This is a genomic window from Herbaspirillum sp. CAH-3, from assembly GCF_009668275.1.
In the GTDB taxonomy this organism is placed as follows: domain Bacteria; phylum Pseudomonadota; class Gammaproteobacteria; order Burkholderiales; family Burkholderiaceae_D; genus Herbaspirillum; species Herbaspirillum aquaticum.
Genome location: NZ_VSWE01000012.1, coordinates 73,856 through 96,938 on the forward strand (window position 1 = coordinate 73,856; position 23,083 = coordinate 96,938).

17 protein-coding genes, 3 tRNA genes and 1 pseudogene are annotated in these 23,083 nt (G+C 56.4%); 7 read left to right on the plus strand and 14 right to left on the minus strand.

All coding sequences use genetic code 11. The annotated features are described in order from the left end of the window. Nucleotides 1–23 precede the first annotated feature (23 nt). From FYB76_RS16465 to FYB76_RS16530, 14 genes are all read right to left on the minus strand, one after another. Nucleotides 24–98: transfer RNA gene (locus FYB76_RS16465), tRNA-Thr, on the minus strand. A gap of 46 nt (nt 99–144) precedes the next feature. Beyond that, nucleotides 145–218: transfer RNA gene (locus FYB76_RS16470), tRNA-Gly, on the minus strand. A 79-nt stretch (nt 219–297) separates the two neighbouring features. Beyond that, nucleotides 298–383 (minus strand) — tRNA-Tyr (locus tag FYB76_RS16475). Between the two features lie 128 nt (nt 384–511). Then, on the minus strand, nt 512–1,774 hold the full coding sequence (locus FYB76_RS16480) for an AmpG family muropeptide MFS transporter (RefSeq protein WP_088757199.1): 1,263 nt from the start codon (nt 1,772–1,774) through the stop codon (nt 512–514). A 129-nt stretch (nt 1,775–1,903) separates the two neighbouring features. Continuing rightward, complete coding sequence (metW, locus tag FYB76_RS16485; protein WP_088757198.1) at nt 1,904–2,506, minus strand: methionine biosynthesis protein MetW; 603 nt, start codon at nt 2,504–2,506, stop codon at nt 1,904–1,906. Further along, nucleotides 2,503–3,642: a homoserine O-acetyltransferase gene (locus FYB76_RS16490; protein WP_088757197.1), complete on the minus strand. Its 1,140-nt coding sequence runs from the start codon at nt 3,640–3,642 to the stop codon at nt 2,503–2,505. The genes metW and FYB76_RS16490 overlap by 4 nt, the downstream gene beginning before the upstream one ends. A 317-nt stretch (nt 3,643–3,959) precedes the next feature. Continuing rightward, on the minus strand, nt 3,960–5,750 hold the full coding sequence (gene ptsP, locus FYB76_RS16495; protein WP_154134297.1) for a phosphoenolpyruvate--protein phosphotransferase: 1,791 nt from the start codon (nt 5,748–5,750) through the stop codon (nt 3,960–3,962). A 249-nt stretch (nt 5,751–5,999) separates the two neighbouring features. Then, the gene (locus FYB76_RS16500) at nt 6,000–6,269 is read right to left on the minus strand and encodes an HPr family phosphocarrier protein (RefSeq protein ID WP_034335020.1); all 270 of its coding nucleotides are present in this window, start codon (nt 6,267–6,269) and stop codon (nt 6,000–6,002) included. A 57-nt stretch (nt 6,270–6,326) separates the two neighbouring features. Then, nucleotides 6,327–6,737, minus strand: a complete 411-nt coding sequence (locus FYB76_RS16505) for a PTS sugar transporter subunit IIA (protein WP_186450237.1) — start codon at nt 6,735–6,737, stop codon at nt 6,327–6,329. Between the two features lie 65 nt (nt 6,738–6,802). Beyond that, nucleotides 6,803–7,771 carry a glutathione synthase gene (gshB, locus tag FYB76_RS16510; RefSeq protein WP_154134298.1) on the minus strand — a complete coding sequence of 323 codons (969 nt, stop codon included), beginning with the start codon at nt 7,769–7,771 and terminating at the stop codon, nt 6,803–6,805. Between the two features lie 38 nt (nt 7,772–7,809). After that, entirely contained in the window at nt 7,810–9,108 is a 1,299-nt protein-coding gene (gshA, locus tag FYB76_RS16515) for a glutamate--cysteine ligase (protein ID WP_088757193.1), read from the minus strand. A gap of 406 nt (nt 9,109–9,514) precedes the next feature. Further along, entirely contained in the window at nt 9,515–11,050 is a 1,536-nt protein-coding gene (locus FYB76_RS16520) for an ammonium transporter (protein WP_088757192.1), read from the minus strand. Nucleotides 11,051–11,065: 15 nt separating this feature from the next. Then, entirely contained in the window at nt 11,066–11,404 is a 339-nt protein-coding gene (locus FYB76_RS16525; RefSeq protein WP_006713297.1) for a P-II family nitrogen regulator, read from the minus strand. A 12-nt stretch (nt 11,405–11,416) separates the two neighbouring features. Beyond that, on the minus strand, nt 11,417–12,196 hold the full coding sequence (locus FYB76_RS16530; protein WP_154134299.1) for a TorF family putative porin: 780 nt from the start codon (nt 12,194–12,196) through the stop codon (nt 11,417–11,419). Between the two features lie 420 nt (nt 12,197–12,616). On the opposite strand from FYB76_RS16530, the gene FYB76_RS16535 reads away from it, so the two are divergent. From FYB76_RS16535 to FYB76_RS16565, 7 genes and pseudogenes are all read left to right on the plus strand, one after another. Then, nucleotides 12,617–12,862, plus strand: a complete 246-nt coding sequence (locus FYB76_RS16535; RefSeq protein ID WP_008334075.1) for an accessory factor UbiK family protein — start codon at nt 12,617–12,619, stop codon at nt 12,860–12,862. A 73-nt stretch (nt 12,863–12,935) separates the two neighbouring features. Next, nucleotides 12,936–13,988, plus strand: a pseudogene (locus FYB76_RS16540) (YifB family Mg chelatase-like AAA ATPase); the annotation flags it as partial. A 102-nt stretch (nt 13,989–14,090) separates the two neighbouring features. After that, nucleotides 14,091–16,016 carry a hypothetical protein gene (locus FYB76_RS16545; RefSeq protein WP_154134300.1) on the plus strand — a complete coding sequence of 642 codons (1,926 nt, stop codon included), beginning with the start codon at nt 14,091–14,093 and terminating at the stop codon, nt 16,014–16,016. Then, nucleotides 16,013–18,349 carry a hypothetical protein gene (locus tag FYB76_RS16550; protein WP_154134301.1) on the plus strand — a complete coding sequence of 779 codons (2,337 nt, stop codon included), beginning with the start codon at nt 16,013–16,015 and terminating at the stop codon, nt 18,347–18,349. Before FYB76_RS16545 ends, FYB76_RS16550 begins: the two co-directional genes overlap by 4 nt. After that, entirely contained in the window at nt 18,346–18,999 is a 654-nt protein-coding gene (locus FYB76_RS16555) for a hypothetical protein (protein ID WP_154134302.1), read from the plus strand. The genes FYB76_RS16550 and FYB76_RS16555 overlap by 4 nt, the downstream gene beginning before the upstream one ends. 320 nt (nt 19,000–19,319) lie before the next feature. Further along, nucleotides 19,320–21,404, plus strand: coding sequence for a hypothetical protein (locus FYB76_RS16560; protein WP_154134303.1), 2,085 nt, complete (start codon nt 19,320–19,322; stop codon nt 21,402–21,404). Then, a complete protein-coding gene (locus FYB76_RS16565; RefSeq protein ID WP_154134304.1) occupies nt 21,401–22,666 on the plus strand; it encodes a hypothetical protein in 1,266 nt (421 codons plus the stop codon). The genes FYB76_RS16560 and FYB76_RS16565 overlap by 4 nt, the downstream gene beginning before the upstream one ends. Nucleotides 22,667–23,083: the final 417 nt, after the last annotated feature.

Genomic DNA, 23,083 nt, shown 5'->3' on the forward strand with positions numbered 1-23,083 from the left:
TTGTCAGCGATACGACGAGAAACTGGTGCCCTTGACGTGGATTGAACACGTGGCCTCTCCCTTACCAAGGGAGTGCTCTACCACTGAGCTACAAGGGCATTTTTCCGACTGCACAACAACCAAACATGCAACCGGACCAAAACTTGGAGCGGGTGAAGGGAATCGAACCCTCGTCTTAAGCTTGGAAGGCTTCAGCTCTACCATTGAGCTACACCCGCGAGGAAACAACTTTCACTTCACAACCGCCGCGTCTTTCGATCGCGTATGTACTGCAGACTGCTTTGACTCCCGGCCTAATGGTGGAGAGGGCTGGATTCGAACCAGCGTACTCGTAAGAGGGCAGATTTACAGTCTGCTGCCATTAACCACTCGGCCACCTCTCCGTGCAGGGAACTCAAAACTATAGAGGAACATCTCTGGACTGTCAACTAAATTTTCGCTTCAAGGCAAAATATTTTATCAACTGCCGGATATTGCTCAGAGGAACGACCCGCGACGTTTTTTCGAATCTTCAGGCTTTTTGTGTCTGCGACTCAACCGGCTTTTCATTCCAGGGCGCAATTCTAGGCAACATCAGCATTCCAGGCAAGGCCAGAACGAAACAAATTAGAAAAAAATTTAACCAGCCGGTGTCGGCGACGATATATCCCACCGAAGAATTCACGAAAGTCCGAGGCACGGCCATCAAACTGGTGAACAGCGCAAACTGGGTGGCGGTGTAGCGGGGATCGGTCTCGCGCATGATGTAAGCGACAAAGGCCGTGGTCCCCAACCCGACGCCAAAGGCCTCCAGCCCGATCACCACCGCCAGCACCGGCAGGTTGGCACCGACGTGGGCCAGCCAGGCAAACCCGAGGATGGGTACCGCCTGCAGTACCCCGAACACCCACAGCCCGCGATTGATGCCCAGCCGCACCATCCAGATGCCGCCGATGATGCCCCCGGCCACGCTGGCCCACAGGCTGGTGGTCTTGGAGACCACGCCGATCTCGGTCATCGAGAAGCCGAGGTCGATGTAGAACTTGGTGGCCAGCGCCGTGGCCATGCTGTCGCCCAGCTTGTAGAGGAAGATGAAGCCCAGCACCCACAGCGCATTGCCCCAGCCGCCGCGAGCGATGAATTCGCGGAAAGGCAGCACCACCGCCTCGCTCAGGCTCTTGGGCGGCGTGCCGTAGACCTTCGGTTCCTTGACCACCAGCGAGCACAGCAGGCCCGGCAGCATGAAGGCCGCAGTGATCCAGAACACGGTCGGCCAGGGCATCTGGTCGGCCAGCACCAGCGACAGCGCGCCCGGCACCATGCCCGAGAGCTTGTAGGCATTGACGTGGATGGCGCTGCCCAGGCCCAGCTCGGCTTCGGGCAGGATCTCGCGCCGGTAGGCGTCGATGGCGATGTCCTGGCTGGCCGAGAGGAAGGCCACCACCGAGGCCATGAAGGCAATCGTGCTCACGTCGGTGAGCGGATCCAGCATGCCCATGCCGCCAATGGCCAGGAACAGCAACAGCTGGGTGAACACCATCCAGCCGCGCCGGCGGCCCATGCGGCCGAAATGGAAGCGGTCCATCAGTGGCGACCACACGAACTTCCAGGTGTAGGGGAACATCACGAGTGCAAACAGGCCGAGCGTCTTGACGTTCAGGCCCGATTTGGCCAGCCAGGCCTGCAACAGGCTCAGCAGGATGAACAGCGGGAGGCCGGAGGTGAAACCGAGGAAGACGCAGATCAGCATGCGCCGGTTCAGGTATTGCTGCCAGGAAGCGGCGGGTGCGGTCATGGGCGGATCAGCTCGAAAAACGCGAAACGTGAAACAAAAAGACGCCGGTGGCCAGCGGTGGGCTCTGCCGGACCGGCGTCTGCGGGGATGGTGAAGCTTTTTGCAAAATCCTGGCGTTGCGGTTTCCGCTTATTTCTTGCGCAGGCGGAATACCGCCAGGCTGCCACGCCAGTTCGGGAAGTAACGCACCGGCTTGCCATCCTTCAAGGCCACGCATTCCAGCACCTCCAGGCCCAGCTCGTTGGCCAGCGCCTCGAAGTCCCTGATCGTGGCGCAGCGCAGGTTCGGCGTATCGTACCACTGGTAGGGCAGGCTCCTGGACACCGGCATGCGCCCGCGCAGCAGCGCCACGCGGTGCGGCCAGTAGGCGAAGTTGGGGAAGGATACCGTCACCTCGCGCCCGACCCGGGCGATCTCGCGCAAGGTCCCTTCCACATCCTTGACCATCTGCAGTGCCGACAGGCACAGCACGGTATCGAAGGCATTGTCCTCGAACATGGCCAGTCCGCCGTTCAAGTCCTGCTGGATCACCGAGACATTGCGCGCCACGCACTTGGGGATCTGGTCATCGTCGATCTCCACGCCATAGCCCGAGCAGCCCTTGTCGGATTGCAGGTAGTCCAGCATCACGCCATCGCCGCAACCCAGGTCCAGCACTTGCGACTGCTCGCGCACCCAGTGGGCGATGAAGGCCAGGTCGGGGCGCAGCGCGCTCAATTGTTCGAAAGTCATGCGCGGCCCTCCTGCTGCAGTTCAGTCCAGATACTTCCGTAGTACTCGCGCACCACCTTCATGTAGCGCGCATCGTCCAGCAGGAAAGCGTCGTGTCCGTGCGGGGCGTCGATTTCGGCATAGCTCACGCGCCGCTTGTTGGCCACCAGCGCCTGGACCATCTCGCGGCTGCGTTCGGGCGAAAAGCGCCAGTCGGTGGTGAAGGACACCAGCAGGAACTTGGCCTGGGTGCGGGCGAAGGCGCGCGCCAGGTCACCGCCGAATTCACGCGCCGGGTCGAAGTAGTCCAGCGCCTTGGTGATGAGCAGATAGGTGTTGGCGTCGAAGTAGGTCGAGAACTTGTCACCCTGGTAGCGCAGGTAGGATTCGATTTCAAAATCCACGCCGTAGCCGAACTGGTATTCGCCGGTGCGCAGGTCGCGACCGAATTTCTCGGCCATGTCGTCGTCCGACAGATAGGTGATATGGCCCACCATGCGTGCCACCCGCAGGCCGTTCTTGGGCACCACGCCATGCGCATAGAAATCGCCGCCGTGGTACTGCGGATCCGTCAGGATGGCCTGGCGCGCGACATCGTTGAAGGCAATGTTCTGCGCCGACAGCTTGGGCGTGGAGGCGATCACCAGGCAGTGGCGCAGGCGATCCGGATACATCATGCTCCAGGCCAGCGCCTGCATGCCGCCCAGCGAGCCGCCCATGACGGCGGCGAAGCAGGTAATGCCAAGCCGGTCGGCCAGGCGCGCCTGGGCGTTCACCCAGTCTTCCACCGTCACCACCGGGAAGTCCGCACCGTAGGGCTTGCCGGTGGCCGGGTTCGGGTGCATCGGCCCGGTCGAGCCGAAACAGGAACCCAGGTTGTTCACGCCAATGACGAAGAAGCGATCCGTATCCAGCGACTTGCCGGGACCGACCATGTTGTCCCACCAGCCCACGTTGTCAGGGGCGTCGGCATAGACGCCGGCCACGTGATGGGACGCATTGAGCGCGTGGCAGACCAGCACGGCATTGGATTTGTCGGCATTCAAGGTGCCGTAGGTTTCATAGGTCAGCGAGTAGTCCGCCAGCGCGGCGCCGCTCTGCAGCGGCAGCGGCTCGGCGAAATGCATGACCTGGGGCGATACGATTCCGATCGACATGATTGTTCTGCGTAAGTGACTCGGCGCCAGGCGGCTCACGGGGAGCGGCATTGGCGGTCGCTTCGCCGGCGGGTGGCCAGTTTCGTGCGCGGGCAACAAAAAAGCCCGGAAGCAGTGCTTGCGGGCTCACTCATCGATGGGGCGGGGCAGTCTTGGGAGAAACAGCTGATCCAAGCTCGCTTTAGCCGCATTTAGATGGGATCAGGATCCCGGCGCCCGCAAGCTGAAGTTGGTCAAACCGTTCAAATCGGCGCAGTGGCATAAGAATACCCAAGTCGGGCAGGCCCGTCAAACGGGCTCCCCCGGCTCAATACGCCCTAGCGGCGGCGCGCGGCCACTTTGGCTTCGGCCACGGCAGGCTCGGCATGCAAGGCTTGCAGCTGCGCCATGGCCGCACTGATGGCAGCCGGCTCGGTGGCCCGCAGCACCTTCTTGACCTGCGGCTCCAGCAGGCGCAGGTCGCTGTTCAAGATCTCGTTCTTCACCGACAGGATCTGCGAAGGATGCATGGAGAACTCCAGCAGCCCCATGCCCAAGAGCAGGCGGGTCCATTTCAGGTCACCGGCCATTTCCCCGCACACCGACACCGGAATGCCCGCCTTGCGGCCTTGGGAAATCACGCTCGACAACAGGAACAGCACCGCCGGATGCAGCGGATCGTAGAGATGCGCCACTTCATGGTCCACGCGGTCAATGGCCAAGGTGTACTGGATCAGGTCGTTGGTACCGATGGAGAGGAAATCCAGCCGCTTGATGAACAAGGGCAGCGCCAAGGCGGCCGCGGGGATCTCGATCATGGCACCGACCGGGATGTCCTCGTCGAACTTCTGCTTGCGGTCGCGCAGCTGCTGCTTGGCCTGTTCGATCATGGACAGCGTCTGGTCGATCTCGAAGGCGTGCGCCATCATCGGCACCAGCAGCTTGATGGGACCATAAGCCGAAGCGCGCAGGATGGCCCGCAATTGCGTCAGGAACATCTGCGGCTCTGACAGGCAATAGCGGATCGCGCGCAAGCCCAGCGCCGGGTTCAGGGCGGTTTCCTCGTCCTCGTCCAGCGGCTTGTCGGCGCCCACATCCAGGGTACGGATGGTGACCACCCTGCCCTTCATGGCGATGACGGCCTGCTTGTAGGATTCGAACTGCTCATCCTCGCTGGGGAATTTCTCCAGGTGCCCGGCCCGTCCCATGAACAGGAATTCCGAACGGAACAGCCCGATACCCATCGCCCCCGCCTCGAAGGCATTGGCAGCATCGTTGGGCAGCTCGATGTTGGCCAGCAGCGTGATCGGCTCGCCATCCTGGGTGATGGCCGGGGTCTTCTTGAGACGTGAAAGTTTCTTCCGCTCCCGCAGCAGCCTTTCCTGCCGTGCGCGGTACTGCGCCAGCACCAGCGGGGAAGGATCGACGATGACCACACCGGCGTCGCCATCGATGATGAGCACATCATCGTGCTTCACCAGCACCGACGCATTGTGCATGCCGACGGCCGCCGGAATGGCCAGGCTGCGCGCCACGATGGCGGTATGTGAATTGGGACCGCCCAGGTCGGTGACGAAGCCGGCAAAGGCGCTCTCGCGGAACTGCAGCATGTCGGCCGGCGAGATGTCGTGGGCCACGACAATGATGTTGGCGGCGGCCTCGCCGGTGGGTGGCAGGTGGCTTGCGCTGCCGGTCAGTATCTTGAGGATGCGCTCGCCGACCTGCTGGATGTCGGCCTTGCGCTCGCGCAGGTAAGGGTCTTCGATCTCGTCGAACTGGGCCGACAATTCCTCGATCTGGGTCACCAGCGCCCATTCGGCGTTGTAGTAACGGTGCCGGATGATGTCTTGCGGCACCTCGGCCAGCATCGGGTCCGACAGGATCAGCGAATGCACATCAATGAAGGCGCCCAGCTCGGGCGGCGCATCCTTGGGCAATTCGGAGCGGATGATATGAAGTTCCTGGTGCACCGCCTTGACCGCGCTCTTCAAGCGCTCGATCTCGGCCTCGACCTGGTCGGGCGCGATCAGGTAATGTTTGACGTCCAGTGCGGCCGGCGCCATCAAATGCGCGCGTCCGATGGCGATGCCTTGCGACACCGCGATTCCATGTAAGCTGAATGAAGCCATCGCGTATCTCCTGCCTGTTTTCTTATAGTCCGCCGTGTTGCCAGCGCGCGGTAGCTGGAGCAAGTTACCGAACAAAGAGCGGTTTGGCAATCAGGACCGGGCGCGACACACTGAGGACGGATAGACAGGCAGCGTATATGAACATTGTTTCAGCCCGCACAGGAAGTGCACGGGCATTGACATATCGCAAGAAGCATTCCAGCCGCGCCGCGGTGCTGCGGCGCAATACCGCAAGCGCGGTGAAGGGGCTTACTGGCCTTCGCCGAACTTGTCGGCAATCAGTGCTTCCAGGGCGGTGAAGCACTCCTGCTCATCGGCGCCGTTGGTCTCCAGGGTGACGATGCTGCCCTTGCCGGCGGCCAGCATCATCACGCCCATGATGGACTTGGCATTGACGCGGCGCTTGTTGAAGGTCAGCCAGACTTCGCTCTTGAACTTGCCGGCCAGCTGGGTGAGCTTGGCCGAGGCGCGCGCGTGCAGGCCCAGCTTGTTGACGATTTCGAGTTCTTTTTGAATCATGTTCTGCTTTCGTTTTTATCGTGTTGGCGCGGTTCGATGCAGCCCGGCGGGCAAGGTTCAGGCCGAGGCCGCCACCCGGATGCGGTTGTCGATCCGCACCGCACCATTCTGGCCCCCTGCCAGTGCCATTTCAACCACCACATCCAGCGTGTCGTTACGGTAGGTCAGCGCCCGCAGCAGCATGGGCAGGCTGATGCCGGCGATCACCTGGACGTTGCCCAATCCGCACAGGAAGCCCGTACAGTTGGAGGGCGTGCCGCCCATCACATCGGTGATGACCAGTACGCCGCTGCCATCATCGAGGCGTTCAACCGCCTCGATGGCCAGTTTTTGCACTTCTGCCGGGTTCTGGTCGGCGATCACGTCGATCGCCTCCATCCGTTCGGGGCGGCCGCGGAAAACGTGCGTGGCGGCGGCCAGGAAAGCTTGCCCCAGCGGGGCGTGCGTCAAGAGAAGAATACCAACCATGGAATTGTTGCCATCTGATGCGACGCGCTTTTCCCCGAGCAGCCCGTCATGCTCTGTCGATCCCATTATCCGACCGACCCTGCTACCTCTGCTGCCCCTGCGGCTGCCTCCAGCGCATCCACGAACATCGCTGCCACATCAAACCCGGTCTGCTCGGTAATTTCCTGGAAGCAGGTCGGGCTGGTGACGTTGATTTCGGTGAGATAGTCGCCGATAGCGTCCAATCCTACCAGTAACAGGCCACGTTGATACAAGATCGGCCCCAACGCCTCACCGATCTCGATGTCGCGCGCCGATGCCGGCTGCGCTTTGCCCAAACCGCCTGCGGCCAGGTTGCCGCGCACCTCGTTGCCCTGCGGAATGCGTGCCAGCACATTGGGCACCACCTTGCCGCCGATCAGGAGAATGCGCTTGTCGCCTGCGCTGATCTGGGGAATGAAACGCTGCGCCATGATCGTGCGTTGACCGTTGTCGGTCAGGGTTTCGATGATGGAGCCCAGGTTCATGCCATCGGCCTTGACGCGGAAGATGCCCATGCCGCCCATGCCATCGAGGGGCTTCAGGATCACGTCCTGGTGCTCGTCGTGGAAGGCGCGCAGGCGCTTGGCGTCGCGCGTGACCAGGGTCGGCGCGGTGTACTGCGGGAACTGGGCAATGGCCAGCTTCTCGTTGTGGCTGCGAATGGCTGCCGGCTTGTTGAATACGCGCGCGCCCTGCTTTTCGGCCAGCTCCAGCAGGTAGGTGGTGTAGATGTACTCCATGTCGAAGGGCGGATCCTTGCGCACGATCACCGCATCGAATTCGGAGAGGAAGCACGCTGCCGGCTTGTCGGCGCGGTACCAGTCATCGGCCTCGCCGGTCAACGTGATCTTGAAGGCATTGGCGGTCACCAGGCCGTTTTCCAGCACCAGGTCGCCCTGTTCGAAGGCGTAGATGCTGTGCCCGCGGCGGGCGGCCTCGCGCATCATGGCGAAGGTGGAATCCTTGTACGTCTTGAACGTATCCAGAGGATCGGCGAGGAAAGCGATTTTCATGGAGCTTGGGTCCTGTTGGGCCTGGCAAAGGCGCGATATTAATAAACTTCCGGGTTGGGGTCGGTCTTTTCCATCTCCACCGACGCTGCCAGCAGCGCCAGGCGCGCCACCACGCCATACATGTAGAAACGGTTGGGCGCGGCCGTGCCCGGCTTGGCGTGCATGTCAGGCAGGGCATGCTGCTGGGCAAATGCCAGCGGCACGAAATGCGCACCGGGGGCGTTGAGATTTTCGTTCACGCCGCGCTCGGCGTGCACGCGGTAGAAGCCACCCACCACGTAGCGGTCGATCATGTAGACCACCGGCTCGGCCACGGCCTGGTTGATGCGCTCGAAGGAGTGCACGCCTTCCTGCACGATCACTTCCGAGACTTCCAGGCCTTCCTTGCCGGCCAGCATGCCGGTGCGCTGCTTGCGGTTGAGGTCCTTGATCTCGCTGGCATCCTTGACCGCCATGATGCCCATGCCATACGTACCGGCATTGGCCTTGATGAAGACGAAAGGCTGTTCCTTGATGCCGTATTCCTTGTACTTCTTGCGAATCTTCGACAGCAGCGAGGACACGCTGTCAGCCAGCGCGTCGGTGCCGGTGTTTTCCTGGAAGTCGATGTCGCTGACCTTGGTGAAGAGCGGGTTGAGCATCCAGGGGTCGACCTCGACCATTTTGGAAAACTTCTTCACCACTTCATCGTAGGCGGCAAAGTGATTGCTCTTGCGGCGCAGCGCCCAGCCCGCGTGCAGCGGCGGCAGGACGCTTTGTTCATGCAGCCCTTCCAGCACCGAGGGGATGCCGCTGGAGAGGTCATTGTTGAGCAGCACCGTACAGGGATCGAAGTTCTTCAAGCCCAGGCGGCGGCCGTTGGCCGAGCGCTCCAGGGGCTCCAGGGTAATGTGGGTGCCATCGGGCAATTCGATCTGCTGCGGCTTGGTGGAACCCTGTGCCAGCGTACCCAGGCGCACGTTCAGGCCGGTCTGGCGGAAGATCTGCATCAGGCGGCCGATGTTCTGCAGGTAGAAGGTATTGCCGGGCTGGGTTTCCGGGATGAGCAAGAGGTTGCGCGCATCCGGGCAGTATTTCTCGATGGCCGCCATGGCCGCCTGCACCGCCAGCGGCAACATTTCCGGCGAGAGGTTGTTGAAGCCGCCCGGGAACAGGTTGGTATCGACCGGTGCCAGCTTGAAACCGGCGTTGCGCAGGTCCACCGAGCAATAGAAGGGCGGCGTGTGCTCCTGCCATTCCATGCGGAACCAGCGTTCGATGGCCGGCGTGGCGCCCAGGATTTTCTTCTCCAGCTCCAGCAGGGGACCATTCAGAGCGGTGACGAGATGCGGGACCATAAAAGACCTTAACGATATGTAAATGCCGGCAGCGAGTGTCGATTTTAGCGGATTCCTGAAACCGTGTTGCAACGCAGTAGACGCCGCTGTTGCCATTTCAGCAAAACCTGGACCCGTCCACGGTCGCTGCGAAGGCGTGGCTGGGAGTGTTCACATGGCGATGATGGCGGCATTTTAAAGAGCCCGACTCAAATACTCGGGAATTATCCGGCCTCGACGCGGCAATGCATCAGGAAACCGCTTTACCTGAAGGAAATGGCCAAAAAACGACAACTTGATGATGTGACAAGTATGCTCCCTTCTTCATGCCGTTATGCCCGCAAATGAAAAAAGGCGCCCGAAGGCGCCTTATAAAGAGGCCGTTTCCAGCCCCGAAGGAATACTGCAGACTCAGTACGACAGATGCTTAGTGGTAGGCCGATTCGCCGTGGCTGGAGATGTCCAGGCCTTCGCGTTCTTCTTCCTCGGTCACACGCAGGCCGATGACGACGTCGACGATCTTGTAGGCGATGAAGGAGACCACACCCGACAGGATCACGGTGGTCAGCACGCCCTGGAACTGGATCCAGACCTGGCCGCCGATGGAGTAATCCGGTGCCACGGCGTTGGCCACGTAGTCATAGATACCGGTGCCGCCCAGGCTGGGGGCTGCGAACACGCCGGTCAGGATGGCACCCAGGATGCCGCCCACACCGTGCACGCCGAAGACGTCCAGTGCATCGTCAGAACCCAGGATCTTCTTCAGGCCGCTCACGCCCCACAGGCACAGCAGACCAGCGATCAGGCCCATGACCACGGCGCCGATGACGCCCACGAAGCCAGCGGCCGGGGTGATGGCCACCAGACCTGCCACGGCGCCGGAAGCGGCACCCAGCATGGAGGGCTTGCCCTTGCCGATCCATTCGCCGAAGCTCCAGGACAGGACCGCAGCCGCAGTGGCCAGGATGGTGTTGACGAAGGCCAGGGCAGCAGTGCCGTTGGCTTCCAGACCGGAGCCGGCGTTGAAGCCGAACCAGCCGAACCACAGCAGCGAGGCACCGACCATGGTCAGGGTCAGGCTATGCGGCTTGAAGGCTTCCTTGCCGAAACCGATACGCTTGCCGATCACGTAGGAACCGACCAGGCCGGCGATGGCGGCGTTGATGTGCACCACGGTGCCACCAGCGTAATCCAGCGCGCCCTTCTGGAACAGCCAACCCGAGATGGCGGTCGCCTTTTCAGCGGCAGCGGCATCGGTGAAGGCATCCGGACCCGGCCAGAACCAGACCATGTGGGCCATCGGCAGGTAGGAGAAGGTGAACCACAGGATCGAGAACAGGATCACGGCGGAGAACTTCACGCGTTCGGCGAAGGCACCGATGATCAGCGCCACGGTGATGGCGGCAAACGCACCCTGGAAGGCAACGAAGACCAGTTCCGGAATGACCACGCCCTTGCTGAAGGTGGCGGTGTTGGAGTCACCGGTCAGGCCGTGCAGGAACAGGCGATCAAAGCCGCCGAAGAAGGCGCTGCCCTCGGTGAACGCGATGCTGTAGCCGTAGACGAACCACAGGATGTAGATCAGCGAGAAGATCATGAAGCACTGCATCAGCACCGACAGCATGTTCTTGCTGCGGACCAGGCCGCCGTAGAACAGGCCCAGGCCGGGCAGGGTCATCAGGATGACGAAAGCGGTACAAACCAGCATCCAGGCGGTGTCGCCCTTGTTGGGGACCGGAGCCGGTGCGGCAGCAGCGGCGGCAGGCGCAGCAGGTGCAGCAGCAGCCGGGGCGGCTGCTTCAGCCTTGGGCGCAGCCGGAGCGGCAGCGGCCGGGGCAGCGGCGGCAGCCGCTGCAGCTTCAGGCTTGGGCGCATCCTGCGCCTGGGCCGGAGCGGTAAAGCCTACCGCCAACAACAGCGCGCCAATGGCGAGCGCGCCGGAAAACATTTTCTTCATGCTCATTAGAATTCCCCTTTTTTACAGAGCGTCTTTGCCGGTTTCGCCGGTACGGATACGGATCACATCCAGCAGATCCTGGACGAAGATCTTGCCGTCGCCGATCTTGCCGGTACGAGCGGCGGTCTCGATGGCTTCCAGGGCGCGTTCGACGATGGCGTCGTCAACGGCAGCCTCGATCTTGGTCTTGGGCAGGAAATCGACCACATACTCGGCGCCGCGGTACAGCTCGGTATGGCCTTTCTGACGACCGAAGCCCTTGACTTCGGTCACGGTGATGCCTTGCACCCCGATCGCGGAGAGGGCTTCGCGCACCTCATCCAGCTTGAACGGTTTGATGATCGCAGTGATCAGTTTCATACGAACCTCTTGTTAGAAAGTTTTGCTGATGGAGAAGACGAAACCGTTCTTGCCGACGTTCTTGGAGCCATCCGATGCCGGGGTGGTGGAGACGCCATCCTTGAGGTCGGTACCCACGTAGGCCACGCCCAGGGTGATGCCGGCCGCTTCGTCGAAGGTCTTGGACAGGCCGATCTTCCAGTCGGTGTAGCTCAGCTGGTTGGGGTTGCCACGCACGCTCTGGTGACCGAGGTGCAAGCCCAGCATGACGCCGTAGTAGGTCTCGATGTTGGCGCCCAGGTCAAAGTACTGGCTGTACTTGCTGTTGGGCGTGCCGAACAGGTTGGTCAGGGCCTGCGAATACTTGAAGTAGGCAGGACCATAGCCGACCTGGCCGTAGAGTTCGAAGGTGTTGGCGTTCTTGGCGACCTTGTCCAGGCTGTTGCCAGGGTAGTAGTAGTACAGGCCGCCGACGTCGTAGGTGAAGCCGCCGCCGATGTCACCGCGCTTGCCGCCGTAGATGTCCCATTCGACGTTGCCCTTGGTGTCGGAACCGGCCAGGGTGCCTGCATCCTTGATCCACTTGATGTTGGTCAGCCAGGTACCGGCGTAGAGGCCGGTCGGGTTGTGCGTGTAGTCAGCACCAACCTGCAGGGCCGGGTCGAAGCGGGTCTGGGTCAGGCCACGGTAGCGGTAGTCGCTCACCACGGCGGCGTTGAAGCTCAATTCATTGTCCGGCTTGGCGTCCTCTGCGCGGGCCACGGTAGAAACGAAGGATGCTGCGATGGCTGTTGCAAGAATCAGTTTCTTCATGACTTTCCCTCTGGTTTATGTTTGAACAATAAAGTCTTTTTTATCTGTGCCCCCAACCTTTAGCAGGAGCCGTGCCATGTCCATTCGGCAAGGCAGACTTGTGTTTTCGCGTGAAACCAGAGATTTGCAACGATTTTTTTCGAGATCAGCTTCAAAATAGTGCATGAGCTGGGAAAATGCACGTGATTGGTGCGATATTCCTCGTTTTTTGTCAAACCTGCATCGAACGCGGCAAACACATTTTGGTGCGCGGGCGGCGGGCCTCTCCCGGATCACCAAGTCGGCGCATTTCCCGAAGGAAAATTCAGCCTTAATCCGGCACCTGTGTACAAAAATGCGGTCTACACAGGACATCGCGGTTTGAGGATGGGCGGGAAACCGCTAAACTTGCAGTACAGCTATCTGCCAAGGAGATCCGACATGGACAAGCCCCCATTTTTTGAAGACCTGCAATCCAAGATCAACAAGGCGATCGAGAACTCTCCGGCCAAGGACATCGAGAAGAACGTCAAGGCCATGCTGAGTCAGGGTTTTGCCAAGCTGGACCTGGTCACGCGCGAGGAATTCGACGTCCAGGCCCAGGTATTGGCCAAGACCCGTGCCCGCCTGGAGGCGCTGGAAGCGCGTGTTGCCGAGCTTGAGGCTCAGCAAAAACAGACTCCATGATCCTGGCACAGACTCTATTCTCTTTCCCTCCCCCTTCCCTACTCTGTTCTGACAAGCTGCCGGGCGCATTGCGATGAGCCTGGCGGTCTTGCGCAGCCGCGCCCTGGCCGGCATGAGCGCCCCGCCGGTGACGGTTGAGGTGCACCTGGCCAACGGCTTGCCGGCCTTCACCATCGTCGGCTTGCCGGAAGCCGAGGTAAAGGAAGCCCGTGATCGCGTCCGGGCGGCGTTGCAGAACGCGCGGTTTGAATTCCCTGCCCGCCGCATTACCGTCAACCTGGCACCGGCCGACCTGCCCAAGGAATCCGGGCGATTCGACCTGGCCATCGCCTTGGGCATCCTGGCGGCTTCAGAACAGATCCCCGCCGACCGGCTCGACGCGCATGAATATGCGGGCGAGCTCTCGCTGTCAGGGCAGCTGCTGCCCATTCGCGGCGCCTTGGCCATGACCTGCGCCATGCAGCGCGACAGCCAGGGCGACGACCCGCCGCGCAGCTTCATCCTGCCCGCCGCCAATGCGGACGAGGCCGCACTGGTGCCGCAGGCGCAGATCCTGCCAGCGGGCTCCTTGTTGGAGGTCTGCACCCATTTCAGCAGCCGCGATGCCGCTGGCCGCCTGCAGCAGCATGTGCCGCGCGCGACCTGCAGCGTGGTGCCATACCCGGATTTCAGCGACATCAAGGGACAATTGCAGGCGCGGCGCGCCATGGAGGTGGCGGCGGCCGGACAGCACAGCATGCTGCTGGTCGGCCCGCCGGGCGCGGGCAAGTCGATGTTGGCCACGCGCTTTCCCGGCATCCTGCCGCCGATGACGCAGGATGAGGCCTTGGAGTCGGCTGCCGTGCAATCCTTGAGCGGGGGATTCGACATTGCGCAGTGGCGCCAGCGGCCTTACCGGGCGCCGCACCACACGGCCTCCGCCGTGGCGCTGGTGGGCGGCGGCAGCACGCCCCGGCCAGGGGAAATCTCGCTGGCCCATCATGGGGTCCTGTTCCTCGATGAGATCGCCGAGTATCCGCGCAGCGTGCTGGATGTGCTGCGCCAGCCGATGGAGTCGGGCCACATCGTGATCTCCCGGGCCGCGCGGCAGGCGCAGTTTCCGGCGCGGTTCCAGCTGATTGCCGCGGAAGGGTGCGATCATCCTAAAACGTTCCTAGTGAACGAACGAGGTATATGATAGGCCTATAGCCGTTAGCAGCGTTTGTTCCTACAAACTTTTGGTGGGATCATGAACAGCAAAAACCCAGGGCATGCAATAGTTTCAATAATTACAACAGTTGCCGGATCAGCTAGAAGATCGACAACTGAAATTGATGTGCGGGGCTACCCCCAAGGCTCTCTCTTTTATGAGGCTGCTCAAGCGCTTGCACGAAGCTCGCAACTTAAACCAATCCAAAATACTCGTGCTTTTTCAATTAAGAACGCGTTTCGCTGGTTAAGCGATGAATCACGAGAACAATTAAAAGCATCTCCGCTTTCCTTCAATCGGGACTCGTTTCACCAGTTCGTTGCCGAAATGGATACGGAAATTGACCAAATTGAAAATAAGAACCCCGGTTACAAACTGCAAACCTCTTATTTCTGGCACAGATTTTTGACCGACACGCCTGCAAAACTGGGGGATCATTCGGCACTTGAACATGCGTTAGATGGATATCGGTCGCCTCTTAGGCGTTTGGCTGGAGAGCGCCGAGTTCGCAGTTCCCTGTATTGCCAAACATTCACCAACGACTTAGTCTCAACTATTCCCCACACATCCCCTGCAGAGCTCATGGTCGAAGCTCGCAAAGCGGTTGAGAACCGCAGAGGAGCGATTGCTAAAGCATGCATTGCAGAATTTGAACTCTATAAGCAGATCTGCCTAGAGCAAGAGACTTACCGCACTGTCGAAATTCCTGAAGAGGCACGTAAGCACATTTACGAACTCATCTCCAAGGAGAAAAATGCAGGTAGTTCCAATCATAACAAGGGCCGCTGGTATGGCTACAACCACGATTGGATCACTGCAGTGGCCCTACAGTATGTTGAAGACCAAATTGACCATCTTAGAATCGGTCAATTTTCAACTTATTCTGATCTGCGCCTGCCTTCTCTTCATGTTGGGTACACAGTCCCACATGGGAAGCTTTATCGATACCATAATTCGCTGCAACCGTGGTTCCTTGCTCGATATCGTCTTCCTAACCGATTATTGACGTCGATCTTTGTGTTCTTACTCGAGCGTACTGGTTGGAATCCTGGTGCCCTGGGGAAAATGACCACAGACGGCATCATCCGGGTTGGCCATTCGCTCACACTCCAAGGATTTAAAAATAAAACAGACGACGACACACCGAACTATGAGGTAGCGCGGAACGATACTTGGGTTCAGATAGCAGTGGTAATGCTGGAGCGAAACCTTGAGCAGCTGAAGAACCACAAAATCGTCCCCTCCGACGAAAAGCGTATCTGGTTCGGCTGGCAAGCACTTGGCCATGATGAAATCGGCAACTTCATTCATTTCGGGACTCTACGTGATTTTGCTACGGACCATGAGCTTCCATTCTTCTCGCCCAAAGAACTGCGTCCGCTGCGAGCAGCGTCAATATATTTGGAGGATTTTGACCTCAAAGCTGTTCAAAGCATGCTCGGGCACTCTTCGATTGATACTGTGGAAGATTATCTTAGAGGCTCAATCCTCTTCCATATCAACGAAGCAAAAGCCCTGCAGTTCCAACGAACTATCGAAGCAACCCTGATCTTTGCGACCCGTGGAGAAGCCGGAATGATCTCGATGAAGATAGATCAGAAGTTTGTAGATCCTGAACTGCTGTATCCGACTGGCGATGGCGGTGTTTGCAAAAATCCATACGATCCACCGCACGAGAAAAGTCAGAAAGATCAGACATGCGACGGCCTAAGATGCCATGTCAACGGAGGCTGCCCGAACTATCGGCTCGTCGTAACGGACCGAACGCTTGAACTGGCGCTAAGAACTCGTGATTTCTATCGATCCCGCTGGCAAGAACTCATACACCGAAACGAAACAGCGTTCCAACGATTACATTTTCCACGCATCGTCTTTATTCATCTCCTGTTAATACTGGTGGCGAAAAGGCGTCCGAATTTGCTACGGCAAGCCCTAACGCTGTACAAAGAAGGGAGCAAAGCATGAGCCCTCTTAATCAGCGCATCTCCCCCTCATCAACCGCTGACTCGACAACGGAACAGAAGACGTACCTGGTTGAATCTCCGGGCCTCACGTATTCCGACGGAATCATCCACTACACGGATTCGGTCCGCAGTTGGGAAATACGGATTGACCATTGGTTCCTTCCTGCTACCAGACCCTACCCACGTACTTCTTCTCTTGCGGAGCATCCCGAATATGTCCAGGTTCTATTAGCCTATTTCGACAGACTCATTAAAGAAAGCTATTCAGGTAGGCCATCCGGGAAGGTTCTTTCAAATCACGGGGGACGGGTGCTCCGAATAATTGATTGGTTGCGGAGCAACGGCATCTATCACTTCGCAGACGCTACTACTGCAGATATTTTGCAGCTCGCAACTGATGTTGCTCAATTAGGTTGGTATCAGGCGCTTCACTACGAACAGCGCTGGCGCAGAGCGCTTAATACGATGTCTAAAGAAGAGATTCGAGAGGGACTCTATATACAACCTAATGGTCATGTGAACGCAATACAGTCTTTGTTTTGGTCTCAAAAATTTGGGTGGGGGTCGGAGCACATTCTTCCGTCCTTTGCGAGGGCGCATATTGAGTCACTTTTTGGACCGGGTGGAAAAATCTGGCGGGGTCGAAAGGATGAGCAACATGCTCCACCGGTTACAGGATCGATTGCCTCACTTCTCAGTGTCCTCAACCGACTGTCTGAACTCCCAGCGAACGTTGATCGATTGCGGGAAAGGCCTTTCCGCGAGACTTACCAAACAGCAGAAAATTTGACAAAGAATCGCAGCAGCAAGGCCAAAAATTTGTCGTTGCACGACGCTGTCGTCATACTTAAAAACTCCGTCCTTGGAATATACGAAGTAGCTCCTGCACTAAATGAGCTTCTAAGCGATATGCAACGCGAAAGAAGCCAATTGAGTGACCCGAAATTCCGCATTTTTTTCATTAATCATCCCGCTACAAGCCATCTCTCCGAATTATTCGGCGTGAAAATATCAGCGCTTAACATTAGGGCGCTGAATACAAACGCCGAAGCAGAATTAGACGATCCAATATTAAATAGCACCGAACCCAGTATCGATATCTCTATCGATACCGTAATTGGTTTTGTTCAGAGCGCTTGTGCGATCGCTATAGGTGGCCTGACTGCGCACAGACCTGGTGAAATCGTTGGCGATCACTTCGGACTCAGGGTTGGTGATTTGATTTATGAATCGCCAGAGGATTCGATTGCCAAATTGAATATATATTTTAGTAAATCACTTCGAGAGCGTAGACCGATCTACGTCACAAGAATGGTCATGGATGCATTCTTAAGTTTGGAGAAATTAAAGGCGGCCAGTATGCCTGATGCAGACACGGCACCTACCGTGGGCGAGAACTTGTTTGATTTACATAGAATATCAAGCAAAAAAGGCGCAAAGCCGGTTCGAACAAAAGCGAAATTCTCATTCGGCCAAACCGAGCATAGATCTCTCAATTTTTTCCTGAAACATAGCTTTGCGAATGAAGAACAGGAATCTAACTTCACGCCCAAAATGCTACGTCGATTCTATTGCTTACTAAAAATGAATCGCTATCGCGACCCAGACATCATGGCGCTCCAGCAAACGCTTGGACACCTCTGGGCATCCACCACCCATCTATATTGCTTTGACAAGCCCAACGTGCCATACGATGAGCGCGCAGAAGAAAAAATTGGTGCTCGTAACACCAAGCGCGGAGAAGATGCCGTGGCTCGTAGAGCTTTTCTCGAAGATACGTTACTTCTCAATGAAGAATCAGATTCGATAGCAAAGGATATTCTCTTCGAGAATATTGATCAGATCATCTTCGATGGTGCAGCTGCCGGTGGATTTTCCAGATTTATCAGAAAGCTGTATGCCCGTATGCTGGAAAATATCAGCTTCGAGGAGCTGGGGGACGATGATCAAGTGAGCGCCTTGGTGGAGATGGTTCACAAAAAAGGCTATCGATACGAGCCAATGATCCACGGTCAGTGCCATGCTAAAGCAGATGGCCACCATAACTCCCGAGCCCTGTGTCAACACAATGGGGAGCTGCGCAGAGAAAACGCCGGCCCTGTCACCTGCAGAAAATGTCCTTATCACTATTTGGCACACGAATACATCGAGAACATGGTGATGATGCATGCGGAATTGGTCGCGGAGGCAGAGGATTTCATGCTGCCGCCGATTCAACAGAGACGAGCTTCCCTCGATAGTACGAACTTGGCCCGCATCATTGAACTGAATCGCCAAGAAATGGCGGATAACAGAGCATCGATGGTCATGTTCTTCAAGGAGGGCGGCATATGAAGAAGATTGTCCCCCAAGCCGAGCGCTCAAAGGCCGAAGCGACCTCGAACATTAATCGCAAGATTGAGGTCTTACGCGCATGGGCAACGAACGGCATTCCTTTTCTAGTTGGGAAAGACGGCCTTCAACTCTTAGACAGTAAGGACAACAAGCTATTAGACTACTTCCCCACCAGCCTTCGCAGCTTTAAGGAATGGAATGGCACCCAGAATTCTCTTGCAACGCAAGAAGTACTGCCCAAGATAGGGCGCGTCGGAAACGACACACTTGCAATCCGCCCAGAGCTTGAAAAGGAAGTCGTAGAACTTCTCAAAGCATTGAAACTCCGCGCAGAACTTCAAATTTCAGCCGGCAAGTATTCCGAGATAAAGCGCCTTACAAAAGAAAAACAGGCACTCACCGCACTCCTTTCTATCCGAAGAGCAGAATTTAGAACCCTAAGAGTGGCGATGAATTCTATTGAAAATGAGAACCAAAGGATCACTCGCAAAGCAGAAATCGAAGCAAATGAATTTGACCGCGTCTTGGCATCTAAAAATGCGGAAATCGAGCGCCTAAAACTGGAAAATGCAGAACTCATCGCAAGCAGCAAAAAGGTTCGCTCATTACGATCGGTGAATAAAAATGATAAGCAACCAGAGCAAGGCTAAAAGTGCTGTCCAAAAGCTCAAACAATGGATCAAGTCGAATCCAAATATTCCATTTCACCACGGACGAATCAACAAGACCGAGATATGCAGAATCATAGAAATTCCAGTTTCGACACTTAGGTCTAATCCGGAGCTTTCGAGACTAATCGGAAGATTGGCTGCAGAAAATTACAAGGCACCCGCACGCGTTATTGTGGAGTCTGATAGTCCAGTGATAGCAGCGCTACAAGGAAGGATTAAACAGCAGCAACTCGAAATTACAAGACTGAGAGCCGAGGTTGCTCGTTACACCATGATTTTTTCGATGGGTGTGGACAATCGTGATCAATGACCCAATACCGCTAGTTGATGCATCTCGGGTGATCCGCGCCATCATAGTCGCGACCTTTCCTCGAACTGATCACCTAATTCAATGCACCTTCGCTACAACGGAAGATCGCTTTCTAACACTTTGTTCTTCGGCAGTCTTTGGATACACGCCTGAACTTGGGGAGTGCTGGCAATTATCAGGTCAGTGGAATCGTAACGAAGACATTGGCGATTACCTGGATGTGGAAGCGGCACAACCCGCCATTCCACATGACTCAACAATTTGCATATGGCTACAACTCAACGTATTAGGCATGGGATCATGGTATCCCAAACAGCTCTGGCGAAAATTTGGATATAACTTAGCAAAGTTACTGAATAACTTCGATTATGAGGAGCTTACCAAAATATCCAAGCACAGCCGTCGATTCCCCTATCCCCTGTTACTCGACGCGTGTGTTGCCTGGTCCTCGCTGGTAAGGCTGATTGAATTTCTCGACACATATACTCACCCGCGTCTACGAGCACTAGCCCTGCATGACGCCCAGCTTGCCTCTCCTACCAACGTCATTCAAGGTTCGCATAACCCATATGGTCTAGCGCGCTTCGCTAGCTTTCGTAGTATCGATAGCATTTTGAATGCTGATGGAAAACTAGACCAGGCGGAAGATAGGCTGCTTTCAGCTGTAGATGCGGTGATTTCGGAACACTATGCGCGCGGCTATTGGGTTATAGCTGAGGATCGCATGGTCGGGGAAGTTTCAGCTCTCCTTCTTGGATCGGAAAATCAAGCAAAGCAAGCTATTAATTTTGCGCTTTCAAAGAAAGCTCTCGTTCAATCTACTTCCCGCCACTACCAAGGGACCGTATCACGGTCTCTAGAAATTGGAATCTCAGCACGCCTGAAAGAGCGCGGGCAAATAAGCCATTTGGGCGGTTTTTTGAACTCGGTGGATTTAGTATTCGCCGCAAGTTGCCTTCCACGAATCAGCGAAAACGCGCAGATATTGAGAGTTGCAAGCTGTGATGCTTCGCTAGATGACATATTCGAATACCGATCAGAAGCTATGAGATCAGTATGCTTTGTGTCGGTCCACGCAGAAAGGCTGAGATTACGATTCCCGGAGAGTTTGCTCCACGTTTATTCTCCTGGAGAAGTGTCGCGAGAGCTTTTAACTAATCATCAGAAGCCGGAGCTCGTTGTGCTTTGGGACGCACAAACCTACTCGTTAGCATTGTGGGCTCACCTTCTGCAGGCAATCCCAACGTCCGCTCAGATTGTTGTGTGTGGCGCTGACTACGATCGGAGCCATCAAAGTATTTGGAACGAACTCCAGTCCGCGCCTCATGATCTGGACCATAGCCAGGAGGCTGCACCATCAATTTTCGATCTATTTCGTGTGCTCTCCTCGGGCGGTGAAATTTCTAGTCTGCAGTATCAAAAATCTCTTCCAATGCTCCACTCTCACGTCGACGTACCAGCTGATCGTTGCACCGACGCTGCCGTGGGAATCTCGCACCAACAAAACTCTCAGGGCCTATGCACACAGATTTTCTGCTCTGACAGCCATCTGAGAGATATCCTGAACGATCGCATGCAGTCCGCAAATCAGCAGGTTCGGACTACGTTCGGGCGCTCGTTCGGTCATATCGCCATGTTCGAAGGCGATCAAGTTTTTCAACCAGGCTTCATCAATAGCAGCTTGCCGCCAAATAATTTGGCTACGATAAGTCGAATATATTCAGCTCCGGAAGTACATCAAGGTCCTGACAACAACTTACTGCGTGTCCATCTGCAGGTTCGCTCTGGCCAAGAGAGCTACGAACTCACTCTTCGCGACGCTGAGGCGTTAAACCTTGGGTATGCATTGCCTGCCCGTCAGGTGAATACTCGAGGAGTCGACGTTGCGATTGTTGTTGCTCCGACTCCGGAACAATTTGATATAGAGATTTTAAGGACAGCAGTAGACTCTGCCGCACGTCACATCATTTTTGTTGGCCTTGGATTACATCGGATGGCCACGTCAACTGATCACTTTTCAGTTCGTGGTTCCACCAGCTACCTTTCTCTCCAACCATCTGGAGACCTATTGTGAAACACTACGCCAAAGCCGGTGGTTTACTGATTTTCAAAGACGAAACTGTCGAAAAGAAGGTGTACTGGCATCTGTACGACTGCGATGGCAAATCAATTCTCACTTTTTTTGACTATCTCGCCCACCACGTCGGCGATAAGAAGGTGGGAGTTTCTAAAATTGAGGACGAGGCTTACACATTGAAGATGTGGTTTGAATTCCTTGATAACCAAGGAGTTGACCAATTCTCTGCCGGCGACTCTCATATCGAGTTGTTTCGCACCTCCCTCCTCGCGAGGAAATCTGCAAACGTGAAAGGTAATGCACAAGCGAGAATGAGGACGGTGAACGGCAACCTAAAAGTTGTCTATCAATTCTATCGTTGGCTTCAGAAGCACCATCGCTACGGGGTCCGAAGATTTCTTCTTGGAACGGATGGAAGTGGCTGCAACATCACCAGCAATTTGGCCGAACTCGGTGAAGGTGATATGCCAAATTCCAAGAGCTATCCAAAACTATTAACGGGAACCGGGGTCGGCAGCAAGCATAAGATTAACTACATACCTACTGACGTAGACCGCGCAGACACCGTTGACTATCTCAATGCTCGACATGGTCCTGGGGTAGCCCATCGCAACGTACTCTTACAGGACATCGCAGAAGAAACTGGACTTCGGCGCGCCTCTGTTTGCTCATTGTTGGCTCCTCAATTCACGCTCGCAGAACTGGAAAAATGTGAACGAGCAGCGCGTCCTTACTTGGTCCTACCTTCCGATCAGAAACGGGGATATGACAATCTCTTTGCGTTTCCTCATGACCTCGTAGTTCGGATAATCAACTACATATCCACTGATCGAGCTGAAATCATTCGGAGAACAGGCTCTAAATCAGATTGCTTGTTCCTAAACGTGAAGTACGGTACCCCTCTCAAACTCGGTTCAGTAACAACAATATTTACGAGAGCTAGCCGCGCGCTAGATCAGCCCCACGATTCCGGAATGCACGGATCCCGCCGTAGGTACGCGAACAAGAAGGATAACGAGCTTTTTCAGGCTAGCCTCGAAGTTGGCGGTGACACTAGCGCCGAGACTTTAGGGCGAATGCTGGCTTCGGCGCTCGGCCAATCGTCAACAGCGAGCCAATCAGCTTATCTGCGCAATCAGCAACTCAGATTCAAGAAGACCGCCACAATTAAACAGAGCGAAGAGAACACCAGGCTGAAGAACGAAAATGCGATGCTTCGTAGCGAACTTAATCAGCTGAAACAAGTAAAGGACAAATAAATGTTGAGTTGAGTGGTGACCCGAGGGGACTTGGCTTCGAGCAAAAGGGGGAGCAGGAGATTAGTCAGCGCGAAGTGGCCAAGGAAATTGGTCGCGAACTGAAGTTCGAATCCGTCAACGCTGAGAGTGCGCTTGGGCGGCATAATGATGCCTGCGTTTCCAAGAGCAGATTGATGGGCCGTCCTTCCTTGAGTAGCAGCCCGGCAAAATCTCGCACAGTTGCGAGGCTGGGTGAATATTCTCCGCAAAAGAACCACCTAATATTTTTTAGCGAGCGCCACGGAGAGAATAGTCAGATGTGCCACGCGCGAAGAAATAAGAGTCGCCACAGATGTGCAATCGACTTGCCCCACTATTTTCATTCTTACGGCACCACCGATTCTCTCTTCTTCGCGCCGCCTATTCTCTTTAATTGGA

What these genes read in the sequence shown, in the direction of transcription:
- FYB76_RS16480 (WP_088757199.1), bottom strand. Translation starts at nt 1,774, where the DNA reads ATGACCGCACCCGCCGCTTCCTGGCAGCAATACCTGAACCGGCGCATG.
- metW (WP_088757198.1), bottom strand. Translation starts at nt 2,506, where the DNA reads ATGACTTTCGAACAATTGAGCGCGCTGCGCCCCGACCTGGCCTTCATC.
- FYB76_RS16490 (WP_088757197.1), bottom strand. Translation starts at nt 3,642, where the DNA reads ATGTCGATCGGAATCGTATCGCCCCAGGTCATGCATTTCGCCGAGCCG.
- ptsP (WP_154134297.1), bottom strand. Translation starts at nt 5,750, where the DNA reads ATGGCTTCATTCAGCTTACATGGAATCGCGGTGTCGCAAGGCATCGCC.
- FYB76_RS16500 (WP_034335020.1), bottom strand. Translation starts at nt 6,269, where the DNA reads ATGATTCAAAAAGAACTCGAAATCGTCAACAAGCTGGGCCTGCACGCG.
- FYB76_RS16505 (WP_186450237.1), bottom strand. Translation starts at nt 6,737, where the DNA reads ATGGTTGGTATTCTTCTCTTGACGCACGCCCCGCTGGGGCAAGCTTTC.
- gshB (WP_154134298.1), bottom strand. Translation starts at nt 7,771, where the DNA reads ATGAAAATCGCTTTCCTCGCCGATCCTCTGGATACGTTCAAGACGTAC.
- gshA (WP_088757193.1), bottom strand. Translation starts at nt 9,108, where the DNA reads ATGGTCCCGCATCTCGTCACCGCTCTGAATGGTCCCCTGCTGGAGCTG.
- FYB76_RS16520 (WP_088757192.1), bottom strand. Translation starts at nt 11,050, where the DNA reads ATGAGCATGAAGAAAATGTTTTCCGGCGCGCTCGCCATTGGCGCGCTG.
- FYB76_RS16525 (WP_006713297.1), bottom strand. Translation starts at nt 11,404, where the DNA reads ATGAAACTGATCACTGCGATCATCAAACCGTTCAAGCTGGATGAGGTG.
- FYB76_RS16530 (WP_154134299.1), bottom strand. Translation starts at nt 12,196, where the DNA reads ATGAAGAAACTGATTCTTGCAACAGCCATCGCAGCATCCTTCGTTTCT.
- FYB76_RS16535 (WP_008334075.1), top strand. Translation starts at nt 12,617, where the DNA reads ATGGACAAGCCCCCATTTTTTGAAGACCTGCAATCCAAGATCAACAAG.
- FYB76_RS16545 (WP_154134300.1), top strand. Translation starts at nt 14,091, where the DNA reads ATGAACAGCAAAAACCCAGGGCATGCAATAGTTTCAATAATTACAACA.
- FYB76_RS16550 (WP_154134301.1), top strand. Translation starts at nt 16,013, where the DNA reads ATGAGCCCTCTTAATCAGCGCATCTCCCCCTCATCAACCGCTGACTCG.
- FYB76_RS16555 (WP_154134302.1), top strand. Translation starts at nt 18,346, where the DNA reads ATGAAGAAGATTGTCCCCCAAGCCGAGCGCTCAAAGGCCGAAGCGACC.